Annotated in this window: 9 protein-coding genes and 2 tRNA genes; 2 read left to right on the top strand and 9 right to left on the bottom strand. The window is 45.1% G+C overall.

The annotated features are described in order from the left end of the window. Window positions 1-25 precede the first annotated feature (25 nt). The 5 genes from KJ365_RS08170 to KJ365_RS08150 all read right to left on the bottom strand — a co-directional run bounded on the left by KJ365_RS08170 (window position 26) and on the right by KJ365_RS08150 (window position 3,985). A tRNA-Arg gene (locus KJ365_RS08170) sits at window positions 26-102 on the bottom strand. 22 nt (window positions 103-124) lie between these two features. Continuing rightward, a tRNA-Ser gene (locus KJ365_RS08165) sits at window positions 125-214 on the bottom strand. Between the two features lie 182 nt (window positions 215-396). Continuing rightward, window positions 397-585, bottom strand: coding sequence for a carbon storage regulator CsrA (gene csrA / locus KJ365_RS08160; protein WP_214451120.1), 189 nt, complete (start codon window positions 583-585; stop codon window positions 397-399). Window positions 586-764: 179 nt separating this feature from the next. Further along, window positions 765-3,362, bottom strand: a complete 2,598-nt coding sequence (gene alaS / locus KJ365_RS08155; RefSeq protein WP_214451119.1) for an alanine--tRNA ligase — start codon at window positions 3,360-3,362, stop codon at window positions 765-767. 152 nt (window positions 3,363-3,514) lie between these two features. Further along, window positions 3,515-3,985, bottom strand: a complete 471-nt coding sequence (locus KJ365_RS08150; RefSeq protein ID WP_214451118.1) for a regulatory protein RecX — start codon at window positions 3,983-3,985, stop codon at window positions 3,515-3,517. A 162-nt stretch (window positions 3,986-4,147) separates the two neighbouring features. Here KJ365_RS08150 and KJ365_RS08145 point away from each other — a divergent pair, with 162 nt between their 5' ends. Beyond that, window positions 4,148-5,335: a GNAT family N-acetyltransferase gene (locus tag KJ365_RS08145; protein ID WP_214451117.1), complete on the top strand. Its 1,188-nt coding sequence runs from the start codon at window positions 4,148-4,150 to the stop codon at window positions 5,333-5,335. 189 nt (window positions 5,336-5,524) lie between these two features. Then, window positions 5,525-7,606 carry a M13 family metallopeptidase gene (locus KJ365_RS08140; RefSeq protein ID WP_214451116.1) on the top strand — a complete coding sequence of 694 codons (2,082 nt, stop codon included), beginning with the start codon at window positions 5,525-5,527 and terminating at the stop codon, window positions 7,604-7,606. A 220-nt stretch (window positions 7,607-7,826) separates the two neighbouring features. Here the strand turns inward: KJ365_RS08140 and KJ365_RS08135 are convergent, their stop codons facing one another. Genes KJ365_RS08135 through KJ365_RS08120 form a run of 4 tightly spaced genes read right to left on the bottom strand, consistent with a single transcriptional unit; the run spans window position 7,827 to window position 13,143 of the window. Next, complete coding sequence (locus KJ365_RS08135; protein ID WP_214451115.1) at window positions 7,827-8,444, bottom strand: DUF938 domain-containing protein; 618 nt, start codon at window positions 8,442-8,444, stop codon at window positions 7,827-7,829. Between the two features lie 31 nt (window positions 8,445-8,475). After that, window positions 8,476-11,103 carry a methionine synthase gene (gene metH / locus KJ365_RS08130; RefSeq protein WP_214451114.1) on the bottom strand — a complete coding sequence of 876 codons (2,628 nt, stop codon included), beginning with the start codon at window positions 11,101-11,103 and terminating at the stop codon, window positions 8,476-8,478. Between the two features lie 24 nt (window positions 11,104-11,127). Further along, window positions 11,128-12,207 carry a homocysteine S-methyltransferase family protein gene (locus tag KJ365_RS08125; RefSeq protein ID WP_214451113.1) on the bottom strand — a complete coding sequence of 360 codons (1,080 nt, stop codon included), beginning with the start codon at window positions 12,205-12,207 and terminating at the stop codon, window positions 11,128-11,130. An 18-nt stretch (window positions 12,208-12,225) separates the two neighbouring features. Beyond that, window positions 12,226-13,143, bottom strand: coding sequence for a homoserine O-succinyltransferase (locus tag KJ365_RS08120; RefSeq protein WP_214451112.1), 918 nt, complete (start codon window positions 13,141-13,143; stop codon window positions 12,226-12,228). Window positions 13,144-13,150: the final 7 nt, after the last annotated feature.

Genomic DNA, 13,150 nt, shown 5'->3' with positions numbered 1-13,150 from the left:
GTAAGCTTCACAATTTTTTTAAAGATGGCGCGTGCGGAAGGATTCGAACCTCCGACCGCCTGGTTCGTAGCCAGGTACTCTATCCAGCTGAGCTACGCACGCGCAGTACTTTAAAAAACACAAATGGCGGAGAGGGAGGGATTCGAACCCTCGGTACGAATTAACGTACGGTTCCTTAGCAGGGAACTGGTTTCAGCCACTCACCCACCTCTCCTAAATGTGGTGCGCAAGTTTACTTAATCAGGTCTTGAAGTCAATGGTTTTTTGGCTTGTTTTCACTGATCGTTAGTTTTTTACACAATCTACTATAATCTATTACCGCATAATGTATTCAAAAGCGGCAAAGCGGCTTAAATTTAGTCTAAGCGCCAATGGACTCTTACTATCACAGAGGTATTATTCGGACTGGTTGCTCTGACCTTTTTCCGCTTGTATTCGCATGTAGATTTCTTCTCGATGTACAGAAACATCTTTAGGGGCATTTACGCCAATACGCACTTGGTTACCTTTTACACCAAGCACAGTAACGGTGACGTTATCGCCAACCATGAGTGTTTCACCTACCCTGCGAGTTAAAATAAGCATTTGTAGCTCCTTGAATTATGGCTGCCTTTAAGCAGTTAATTTGTTCAATACTCTCAACCATCAATGAACGTCTTTCAATGTACATCAATCCCTGAGCTTTAGCCAAGCAAAAACATCTTTTTTAACGCTAAGCACTTATTTTTGCTTAATAAATATACTTTAGTCTCGTAATAGAACCTTTAGTTCAACTTACTGGTCAACCACGCTTGCGCTGAGTTAAGGGCATTGTCCAAGTTTTCAGGTTGCGTCCCACCAGCTTGCGCCATATCAGGTCGTCCGCCGCCTTTACCACCTACTTGTGCAGCTAAGTGATTAACAAACTCGCCCGCTTTTACTTTTTCGGTTAAATCTTTGGTCACCCCAACGATTAAGTTTGCTTTGTCGTTGGCACTTAATCCTAGTACAACAATACCCGAACCGATTTGATTTTTAAGGTCGTCCAGCATGGTTCGCAGCGCCTTTGGCTCTACACCATCAAGCTTCGCGACTAATAGCTTCACACCTTCAACCAACACGATATTTGATAATAGGTCTTTCGACTTTTGACCTGCTAGCTGTTGCTTTAACTGATTCAGTTCTTTTTCACACTGTTTTGCTAGCGCTATGGTTTGCTCTAACTTCGATGAAAGTGAAGCTTTGTCAGATTTAAGTAAGCCCGAGAGTTTCTGCAAGGTTGCTGATTCTGCCTGTTGGTATTCAATCGCCACTTGGCCAGTAATCGCTTCAATACGACGCACTCCGCTTGAAATGCCGCCCTCAGAGGTGATTTTAAACAGGCCGATATCGCCAGTGCGTTCAACGTGGGTGCCACCACAAAGCTCGGTAGAAAACGCGCCCATTGATACCACCCGTACGTCGTCATCGTACTTTTCGCCGAACAAAGCCATAGCGCCGGCGGCTTTAGCCTGCTCAAGCTCCATCATCTTGGTGGTTAACGGATGATTCTTGCGTATCTCTTGATTCACTGCATTTTCAATTTGTGTGAGCTGTTCGGCCGATATCCCCTCAAAATGAGAAAAATCAAAGCGAAGCTTATCGGCGTCTACTAATGAGCCTTTTTGTGTAACATGTGTACCTAAAATATTGCGAAGTGCAGCATGTAGCAAATGCGTGGCACTGTGGTTTAGCTTAATTGCTTGGCGACGCTTACCGTCAACCGTAAGGGTGACTTCATCGCCTATTTGCAAACGCCCTTTTAGCGTAATTTGATGCGCGAATGCTTTGCCCATTTTTTGAGTATCATGTACAACCGCAGAAGCATGCTCTGTGGTTAAGGTGCCCGCATCACCAATTTGACCACCAGACTCGGCGTAAAACGGCGTAGCATCTACAAAGACCAGCACGTCTTTGTCTTGCGCAGTATTCACGACCTGTTGGTCTTCAATAATTTGTAGCACTTTGCCTTTGCCGGTGAGTGCATCATAGCCAGTAAACTCGGTGTCATGCTCCACTTTGACCACGTTGCTGTAATCAGCGCCAAATTTACTCGCAGATTGCGCCATCTCCTTTTGCTTTTGCATGGCCTGTTCAAACCCTTCTTGATCGACCGTGAGACCCTGCTCTCTGGCTACATCGTTAGTCAAATCAACTGGGAAGCCATAGGTGTCGTATAGCTTAAATGCTAAGTCGCCTGGCACTTGCTTACCCTCTAACGAAGATAAGGCTTGATTCAATATGCTCATCCCTCTATCAAGCGTGTTGGCAAACTGCTCTTCTTCTACTTTGAGGACTTTTTCGATCATAGGCTGTTGGTCTTTAAGTTCAGGATAAGCCTCACCCATTTCAGATACGAGCTGTTGCACTAACTTATAAAAGAATACATCTTGGCAGCCAAGCTGATAGCCATGACGTACCGCACGACGGATAATGCGACGAAGCACATAGCCTCTGCCTTCATTAGACGGCATCACCCCATCACAAATCAAAAAGCTGCAAGAACGAATATGGTCGGCGATAACGCGTAGTGATTTATTCGCTAAATCTTCAGTCCCAACAATCTTAGCTGCCGATTCAATAAGGCGAACAAATAGGTCAATTTCATAATTGCTGTGCACATTTTGCAAGATGGCAGAAATACGCTCTAAGCCCATTCCGGTATCGATTGAAGGCTTTGGAAGCTTTTCCATGGTGCCGTCTGCTTGGCGGTTGAACTGCATGAAAACAAGGTTCCAAATTTCAATAAAACGATCACCGTCTTCTTCAGGAGAACCCGGAGGGCCGCCCCAAATATGTTCGCCGTGGTCGTAAAATATTTCAGAACAGGGCCCGCAAGGACCAGTGTCTCCCATAGACCAGAAGTTATCTGATGTTGCAATGCGGATGATTTTTTCAGCAGGGACGCCTATTTTGTTGTGCCAAATATCAAAGGCCTCATCATCTTCATGATAAATAGTAACGAGCAGCTTGTCTTTGGGTAACCCATACTCTTCTGTCAGTAGGTTCCATGCAAAGCTGATAGCTTGCTCTTTAAAGTAGTCACCAAAACTAAAGTTGCCCAGCATTTCGAAGAAAGTATGGTGACGTGCTGTGTATCCCACGTTTTCAAGGTCGTTATGCTTTCCGCCTGCTCGAACGCAGCGTTGTGACGAAACGGCTTTATCATAAGGTCGCTGTTCAGCACCTAAAAACACATCTTTAAATTGATTCATTCCCGCATTGGTAAACAACAAGGTAGGGTCGTCGATTGGCACCAAAGATGAACTGGGCACTGCCTGATGTCCATGCTTAGAAAAATACTCAATAAAAATACGTCGAATATCAGCGGTAGAGCGGGTCATGCAATGTCCTTAAAGTGTTGCGCGTTGAGGCCAAGAGTTTGGCGTAAAACAGCGGGATGTTGATATTATCATTTAGCTCGACACCATATCATGCAGAGCGTTAAAAATTAAGCATCAAATCAGCTGTATACATTCAATATTGGGGATAAAACTTAAGAATGAAAGGCTTCATTTATGTGAGAGGATGAAAACCCACGATATTGCAGAAACCGCTTTTGCTTTTGAGTTTGATGAAAGTCCGTTGGCAATGCGTCACCAAAGCGCTTTTCTCGCACTTTTCTTGCCAATTCATACCAGTCCCACTCGTCTTTATAAATTAACGAGTGAATGTCAGACAACTCAATGTCATGCTGATGCAGCGTCTGAGTGATAAATGTTGGCCCCTTTCCTTTGTTGTATGCGGAGCGAATCAAGCTTTCAGCGTATCGTCTATCTGACTGCAGGTTTGCCTCCTGAAACTCAGCAATGACTTGTGCAATTAGGGCACTTTGAAAGCCCTTTTGGGTGAGCTTACGTTGAAGTTCAAATTGGCTATGCTCTCTGCCCGAAAGAAGACGCGCCGCGCTGTTTCTAATCAAAGGCAGTTCATCAATATCGTTAGGCTGTGCATCATCCAACGTCATGTTAGTCGCTCAAATGGGTGAGTTAATGGTATCGATGCAACTAAAAACGCAGGGCGTTGGTATCTTGCAGTTACACGGCGTAGGAATAATTGTGGCATGCAAGTAATCTTTCATGCAAGCTTGGCGTATATAGCTTTTTTACTCAAAAGATGCCGCAACGCGATGCAAAAAACTTGGAAATGGTATGTTGTTGATGACTTATCGATGCTCAGCGAAGACGACGCGCGAGGTTTAACTCAGGACACCGAGCACTCAACCCCTTTTCTATCCATTGCATTTTTAACTCTATTGAGCACCAGTGGTAGTGTTGATGGTAAGTCAGGTTGGCAAAGCCATCACATTGCGATACGCGATGATAAAAACACGTTAATTGCCCTAGTGCCATGCTATTTGAAAACCCATTCCTATGGCGAGTATGTCTTTGATCACGCATGGGCAAATGCGTATCACCAACATTCACTTTCTTACTACCCCAAACTGGTATGTGCGATTCCGTTCACCCCTGTTACAGGGGCCCGTGCACTGGTTAATCAGAACGTTGAGGTGCAAGAATTTGACGTCCTCTCTTACGTGTCGCAGCATAAAGACGACATTATTAGCGCGTCTAACGCATCCTCGCTGCATATATTGTTCTTGAACGGCCAAAACAGCAACGCGCTGCATAAACTGGGACTGCACCAGCGCTTAAGCGTACAGTTTGTGTGGTTTAATCAAGATTATAAAACCTTTGATGACTTTTTAGATAAGCTAACATCGCGAAAGCGCCGCAGTATCCGTAAGGAGAGAGCGCCTTTCACTAGCACTGCATTACAAATACGCTGTCTTACACAAGACACGCTAAATCAACATGTCATTGACGACTTTTATCTTTGCTATCAGCAGACCTATTTCAAGCGCAGTGGTCATGCCGGTTACCTTACCGCCAATTTTTTTGCGAACTTACTATCTACCATGGCCGAACATATTTGTATTATTGCAGCCTTTAGAGATGAAAAAATGATTGCTGGCTCGCTGTTTTTCTATAATGACAACGCATTGTTTGGTCGTTATTGGGGCGCCCTTGAAGATGTCTCAGGCTTGCATTTTGAATGTTGCTATTATCAAGGTATAGAGTTTGCTATTTCACGTGGGATTGCGCTTTTTAACCCTGGTACGCAGGGCGAACATAAAATACTCAGAGGCTTTCGACCCACCTTTTGTTACTCGAATCACTACATGTACGAAAGTGCATTTGATGATGCCGTAGCTGACTTTCTTTCTCGCGAGCAAAAAGGTATTGAGCAATATCATCAACAGGCATCTCAAGTGTTACCTTACAAACATGAAGATGACGCACAGACAAATTTATAATCATTAGAATGATGGCTCAACTTCCCTCTTGTGCGGGTTCTCCATAGGCAAAAATAAACTTTTCATGTAAAAACTCGCTATTAATTGTTACAAGGTTTGTCGAAGGCTTGAATTAACCTGTAAGAACGCATAACGTTCGCGTCGTAGCAGTTAACTGATGATTAACAAAACAGGATGACAAGAAGTATAATGAAACTCTCTATTTTAGCGCTAGCGGTTGCTAGCACACTAGTACTCGCCGGCTGTAGCCAGGCAGATAAATCAACTAAAACCTCACAAGCACCACAGGTAGTAGAGCCGGCACCTGCCGCGGCACCAGAACTAGGTAGCTTTGGTGTAGAGTTAGACGCTCGTAACACAGACATTAAACCTGGCGACGATTTTTTCATGTATGCAAGTGGCACATGGTATGACAACTATGAAATGCCCGCTGATAAAACTCGCTTTGGCGCGTTTACTAAGCTAGCCGAGCGCAGCGAAGAGCGCGTAAAAGCCATTATCGAAAACGCCGCACAAGTAGAAAACAAAAGCTTTGAACAAGAGCTGATTGCGAACTACTTCACCGCTTACATGGACGAGCAAGCTATCGAAGAAAAAGGCATCGCGCCTATTCAGAGCATGCTTGACGATATTGCTGCCATAGAAAACATGGAGCAACTTACCAAGGCATTTGGTTATGCATGGCTCACGGGTACCAATAGCCCAATCGGTGGTGGACTTGGCTTTAACCGCTTAAAGCCCGATGAATATCAGCTATCATTAAGCGTAGGTGGCTTAGGTTTGCCAGACCGTTCTTATTACCTGGAAGAAGGCGAGCGTTTTGAAAACATTCGTAACGCTTATGTAGAAAACATCGTAACAATGATGGGTTTTGCAGGTATTGAAGATGCTCAACAAAAAGCCGAAGGTATTTTAGCGCTTGAAACGCAAATTGCAGAGCTTCAATGGCCAAGAGAGAAGCGTCGTAATCGTGACCTTACCTTAAATCAAATTGCGCGCGAAGATTTGTCTAGCGAGTATGCGGGTTTTGATTGGGATACTTACTTTGCACCCTCTGGATTTGTGCTTCCTGAGATCAACGTATCGCAGCCTGAGCCACTAAAAGACGTGATTGCGTTAATCAACGAACAGTCTTTAGATACTTGGAAAGATTACCTGACCTATCATTTGATTCAAGGCAACGCGAGCTTCTTGTCTAACGACATCTACCAAGCGAGCTTTGATTTTTACGCAACCACGCTTAGCGGACAACAAGAGCCACGTCCACGTTGGAAGCGTGCAGTTAGCGCAATGTCTGGCACACAGTCTCTAGGCTTTGCCATTGGTAAAGTATATGTAGACCAGCACTTCCCTCAAAGTTCTAAAGCACAAATGCAAGAACTCGTTGAAAACTTGCGCACTGCGCTTGGGGAACGTATCGTCAGCCTTGATTGGATGGGCGAAGAAACAAAGCAAAATGCCTTGGCGAAATTGGAAGCGTTTAATCCTAAGATTGGTTACCCAGACGAGTGGGAAAGCTTTGAAGGTTTAGAGCTTACAAGTTCCGACATCGTTACCAACATTCAAAATATGCGCAAGTTTTTCCAAGCGAAGCGTGTTGAAGATGAGCTTAAGCCAACTAACCGAAATGATTGGTTCATGCCACCACAGCAGGTGAATGCTTATTATAACTCTTCATTTAATGAGATTGTTTTCCCAGCAGGCATTCTAGAAGCCCCCTTCTTTGATCCAAATGCTGATCCAGCCGTCAACTACGGCGCAATCGGAGCGGTAATTGGCCACGAGATGGGACATGGCTTTGATGATCAAGGTTCAAAATCAGATGCCAATGGCGTACAGCGTAATTGGTGGACAGAAGAAGACCGCGCGGCATTTGAAGTGAAAACCCAAAAATTAGCTGAACAATACAGTGCATATGAGCCTATCGAAGGAAACTTTGTGAATGGCGCAAACTCACTTGGTGAAAACATTGGTGATGTTGGTGGCCTCGCAATGGCTTACCACGCATACCAGTTAAGCTTAAACGGTGAAGAAGCACCGCTGATTGACGGCTTGACCGGCGACCAGCGCTTTTTCTTAGCATGGGCCCAAGTATGGCGTGAAAAGCGTACAGAAGAGAGTATGCTTAATCAACTGCGCGCTGGCACGCACGCACCGGGTCGTTTCCGCGCCCTAGCGCCGCGTAACCATGATGCTTGGTATGAAGCGTTTGACGTACAACCAGGCGATGCACTATACCTAGCACCAGAAGATCGCGTGCGTATTTGGTAGGGCTGCATAAGTCTAATTTAGGTTAAGCCATAATTGTAAGGCCGCTCTCATTGAGCGGCCTTTTTTATGAGTTTGCATTTTCACTAGAGCGAGGCTTGATGCTAAGGGTTGGAGAAAGTATGCCTTCATCAAATCCCGATTGCTTTTTCTCGTTACTCTCTATTATAAAGAGCCTAATTGCGCAACGTTGAGGAAAACGGTTAGCGTACAAAAATGAAGCCTAAGCACGTCTCCACATCAACATCAAATTATTCGCTGGCATATCAATGCACTTTGTTAAAGATAGGTTGGGAGCCCACTTTTGCAGCTCTTGTAAATCACGATAGCCGCCATAGCCATTTTCAATCAAGCTTTGATGGAAGTCGGCATTACTTTGACTATTGAATACCCCGTTTTGTGTAAACGGTCCATACTGACAAAACACGCCATCTACTGGCAGATGCTCATCGATACTATGCATAAGCGCTTGGACTTCATGCTTTTGCATAATGTGTGCGGTATTGGCAGAGAAATATCCGTCAAACACAGCCTCATCGTTAGGCCTTGGCCATCGCTCTTGAGGGATTTTTAAGGATATGGGAGGCACAATATTCGGGGTTGGATATTCTTTTATCCAAGCATTAATGCCCGCGTGGTACTCCACTTGATCAGCACAATGCCATGTAAGATGCGGCAGATGTTTGGCAAAATAGACCGCGTGCTGTCCGGTGCCTGAGCCTATTTCTAACACCTGACTCAGGTTTTCGAAAGCGCCGGTTAGCAAATCTAAGATCGCGCGCTTGTTGTTTTCACACGGTTGACTAAATGGGGCTTGTTCAAAGGGCAAGTCATTGTTCATATGCAGTTCCTGCTCATCAAAAACCCCACCGTTAGTCTTGCAAGTTTGGCATCAGCCATTTTTCAGCTTGCTCAATCGTCCACCCCTTGCGCTGAGCGTAGTCTTGCAATTGATCTTGTTGAATCTTAGCAACCGCAAAATAGCGTGATTCAGGATGCGCAAAATACCAGCCTGACACTGCTGCGCCCGGCCACATGGCATATGACTCAGTGAGTTTCATACCGATACTATTTTCTACATCTAGTAAGTCCCAAATAAGCTGTTTTTCAGTGTGCTCTGGACAGGCGGCGTAGCCTGGGGCTGGACGTATACCTTGATACTTTTCAGAAATAAGCGCGTTGTTATCTAGTTTTTCGTCTTTCGCGTAACCCCATAACTCTTTGCGAACCCGCTCATGCAAATATTCAGCAAACGCCTCTGCAAGTCTATCGGCGATTGCTTTGCTCATAATAGAATTATAGTCGTCGCCATCTTTTTCAAACGCCGCTGCAAGTTCGTCTTCACCAATGCCGGCAGTTACCGCGAATGCGCCCATGTAGTCTCGGCCATAACGGCCTTCGGGCATGACAAAATCACTCAAACAATAATTGAACCCTTTGGGCTTTTCTGTTTGCTGACGGCAATGATGAGCAATGCCAATTACCGTGTCTGGGGATTCAGGAGAAAACACTTTAATGTCCTCATTGACGCTGTTTGCTGGGAAGATACCCACTCGGGCTTTGGCCTGAAGCTTGGCGTTTCTAATAACGTCGTCGAGCATCTTATTGGCATCGGCGAACAAAGACGTCGCCTCTTCTCCTACCACTTCATCGGTTAAAATCCTCGGGTACTTGCCCGCAAGGGACCACGTTAAGAAAAACGGCGTCCAATCAATGTAGGGGCGAAGGGTATTCAAATCCACTGATATGGTTTTTACACCTAAAAAGTTAGGTACTGGCACTTCGTAGTTTTGCCAATCACAGGTAAATCGATTATCACGAGCTTGAGCAAAACCGATGGCTTTTGTGCGAGGACGTTTACGGGCATGCTGCTCACGCACCACTTCGTATTCTTTTTTGATTTGTATTGCGTACTCTTCTCGCGCGTCTTTTGAAATTAACTTTTGGCATACGCCCACCGCACGGCTAGCATTTGGTACATATACCACAGGATGGTCGTAGTTTAATTCAATTTTAACCGCCGTATGAGCTTTTGAAGTCGTGGCGCCACCAATAAGTAAAGGGATGTCTAAACCTAAGCGTTGCATTTCTTGTGCAACGTTGACCATTTCATCAAGGGATGGAGTGATTAAGCCCGATAGACCGATCATATCGGCTTTTTCATCTATCGCGGTTTGAATAATTTTGGCCGCCGGTACCATCACGCCTAAGTCTACGACTTCAAAGTTGTTACATTGCAGCACCACCCCAACGATATTTTTACCGATATCATGCACATCGCCTTTCACCGTTGCCATTATGATTTTGCCGTTGGACTGGGATTTTCCTGATTTTTCAGCTTCAATATAAGGCTGTAAATAAGCAACGGCTTTTTTCATCACGCGTGCTGATTTTACCACCTGAGGCAAAAACATTTTACCTTCGCCAAACAAGTCCCCTACTACATTCATCCCATCCATCAGTGGACCTTCGATAACGTGCAAAGGCTTTTGGGCGTTAGCTCGGGCTTCTTCGGTATCGTCAAGGATGTATTCGGTAATGCCCTTAACCAAAGCATGCTCAAGACGTTTATTCACGCTCTGCTCGCGCCATGACAAATCCTCAACGGCAGCCGCCTTGCCATCACCTTGATATTTCGGAGCAAGTTCTAAGAGTTTGTCGGTCGCATCAGGGTGGCGGTTTAGGATCACATCTTCTACCGCGTCTTTTAATTCTTTGGGGATCTGATCATACACTTCAAGCTGGCCTGCATTAACAATGCCCATGTCCATACCAGCGCGAATGGCATAGTACAAAAACACCGAATGCATGGCTTCACGAACGGGGTTGTTTCCTCTGAACGAAAACGAGATGTTCGATAGCCCGCCAGAAACATGACAATGTGGGAGTTCTTGCCGAATTTGGCGGGTCGCTTCAATAAAGTCTACCGCATAATTGTTATGCTCTTCGATGCCCGTTGCTACCGCAAAGATGTTGGGATCAAAAATAATATCTTCAGGGGGAAAGTTCAGCTTATTGACAAGCAATTCATAACTACGCTTACATATTTCGAATTTGCGCGCTTGCGTATCGGCCTGACCTTTTTCATCAAAGGCCATCACTACCGTTGCCGCGCCATAGCGTTTGATTTTTTTCGCTTGCTCTAAGAACGGTGCTTCGCCTTCTTTTAAGCTAATGGAGTTTACAATGGCTTTACCTTGAACACATTTAAGGCCCGCTTCGATAATTGACCACTTTGATGAATCAATCATGATGGGAACGCGAGAAATATCAGGCTCCGATGCAATCAGCTTTAAAAAGCGCACCATCGCCGCTTGTGAGTCAAGCATGGCTTCATCCATGTTGATATCGATTACTTGCGCGCCGTTTTCAACTTGTTGGCGCGCTACATCTAAGGCCGCCTCGTAATCTTCAGACAAAATAAGGCGCTTAAACATAGCCGAGCCAGTTACATTGGTGCGTTCGCCCACATTAACAAAGGTAGAAAATTCTGCAGTCACTCTTTTACTCGCTTAACATTAACGCTAGTGGACAAATGGCTCTAAGCCCGAAAGCCTGAGTTTAACATCTATTTGTGGGAGCTTTCTTGGGCTGACACCGTCTATCACATCACTTATGGCTTTTATGTGCTCTGGCGTGCTTCCGCAGCATCCACCTACAATATTCACTAAGCCTGAGCGCGCCCATTCTTTTACATGCTCTGCCATTTCATCGGGTTGCATATCATACTCACCAAACTCGTTAGGAAGCCCCGCATTGGGGTGCGCCGATACCAAAAATTCAGATACCCGAGACAGCTCGGCGACATATTGACGAAGTAAATCAGGGCCAAGTGCACAGTTAAGACCAAAGGCAATGGGGTTAACATGGCGAAGGGAATAATAAAAAGCTTCGGTGGTTTGCCCTGATAACGTGCGGCCAGAAGCATCGGTAATTGTGCCAGAAACCATCACTGGTAAGCGCACGTCAAGCTCTTCGAATACCTCATCTACTGCGAAGGCTGCGGCTTTTGCATTAAGCGTATCAAATATGGTTTCAAGGAGAATAATATCGACCTTGCCTTTAATAAGCGCTTTGGTCGCTTGTTTATAGGTGGTTACCAGTTCATCAAAATCGACGTTTCGATATCCAGGGTCATTCACATCAGGCGATATTGATGCAGTGCGGCTGGTCGGGCCTAATACACCGGCTACAAAACGAGGCCGCTGGGGGTTTAAGGCCGTGACTTCATCAGCGGCTTCTCTGGCTAATTTTGCCGCGCAGAGGTTAATTAATTCAACCTCATCTTGCATATCATAATCGGCCATTGAAATGGTGGTCGCGTTAAAGGTGTTTGTTTCAATGATATCTGCACCGGCATGCAAATAGGCCAAGTGGATATCTTTTATAATTTTAGGTTGCGTGACGGCCAACAAATCGTTGTTACCTTTTAAATCACAGTGCCAATCTTTGTATTGCTCACCGCGATAATCAGCTTCGTCTAATTTGTGTGTTTGAATCATCGTGCCCATGGCACCATCGAGCAATAGAATGCGTTTTGCCGCATGTTGATGAAGTAGCTTTGCAGTATCGGTCACTGAAGTATCCTGTAAAATATGGCGCATCTGCGCTGACAAGCTTGTTTAGTTTAACTCGTTTAGGTCGTAAGGCGTGGTTTGATACACATAATAGTTAAGCCAGTTTGTAAAAAATAGATTCCCATGGGACTTCCATCGCACCATCACATCTTGCTGAGGGTTATCATTTCGATAGTAATTCTCAGGAACAGATGGTCCTAAATCAGCCTCTATGTCGCGATGATATTCTTGGTCTAGCGTAAGAGGGTCATACTCTGGATGTCCTGTTACGTATACTTGGCGTTTGTCATCACTAGCGGCGATATACACGCCCGCTTGTTCAGAAGATGCCAATACAGATAGGCCATTTACGCTAGCATAGTCTTGCTCAGGTATTTCACCTACGCGTGAATGAGGTGCCCAAAAGTATGGGTCAAAGCCACGCATGAGTTCGTTTTTCTCATCTAAAACCTGATGTTCAAACACACCCGAGAGCTTGGATTCTCTGAGTATTCTCGGGACCTTGTAAAAATGATACATAGCAGCGTGCGCCGCCCAACATAAAAAGATTGTGGACTGAACATTGCGCTTGCTCCAATCCATCAACAAGGTCATTTTATCCCAGTATTTAACATCCTCATATTCTAAATTCCCTAACGGCGCCCCGGTCACGATGAGGCCATCATATTTTTTGTCTTTCACTTCACTGAAAGAGTGATAAAACGCATCCATATGCGAGGCGGGGGTATTTTTAGGCGCCGTCTCATCGATACGAATCAAGTCAATATTGATTTGCAAAGGCGTGTTAGACAACAAGCGTAAAATTTGTAATTCCGTTTCAATCTTGTTGGGCATTAAATTGAGGATACCCACGTTCAACGGACGTATGTTTTGCTTAGTAGCGCGATCGCTATCCATGGCAAATATGTTCTCAGCGAAAAGACCCTCGAGTGCAGGAAGCTCAGCTGGCGTTTTTATGGGCATATCATTA

Origin of the sequence: Glaciecola sp. XM2 (assembly GCF_018595715.1) — a bacterium.
Lineage (GTDB): Bacteria > Pseudomonadota > Gammaproteobacteria > Enterobacterales > Alteromonadaceae > Glaciecola.
This window is presented reverse-complemented; position numbering and strand designations above follow the sequence as displayed.

Bases quoted from the DNA above. Each gene is read 5' to 3' on its own strand.
- csrA (WP_214451120.1), bottom strand. From the start codon at position 585: ATGCTTATTTTAACTCGCAGGGTAGGTGAAACACTCATGGTTGGCGAT.
- alaS (WP_214451119.1), bottom strand. From the start codon at position 3,362: ATGACCCGCTCTACCGCTGATATTCGACGTATTTTTATTGAGTATTTT.
- KJ365_RS08150 (WP_214451118.1), bottom strand. From the start codon at position 3,985: ATGACGTTGGATGATGCACAGCCTAACGATATTGATGAACTGCCTTTG.
- KJ365_RS08145 (WP_214451117.1), top strand. From the start codon at position 4,148: ATGCAAAAAACTTGGAAATGGTATGTTGTTGATGACTTATCGATGCTC.
- KJ365_RS08140 (WP_214451116.1), top strand. From the start codon at position 5,525: ATGAAACTCTCTATTTTAGCGCTAGCGGTTGCTAGCACACTAGTACTC.
- KJ365_RS08135 (WP_214451115.1), bottom strand. From the start codon at position 8,444: ATGAACAATGACTTGCCCTTTGAACAAGCCCCATTTAGTCAACCGTGT.
- KJ365_RS08125 (WP_214451113.1), bottom strand. From the start codon at position 12,207: ATGCGCCATATTTTACAGGATACTTCAGTGACCGATACTGCAAAGCTA.
- KJ365_RS08120 (WP_214451112.1), bottom strand. From the start codon at position 13,143: ATGCCCATAAAAACGCCAGCTGAGCTTCCTGCACTCGAGGGTCTTTTC.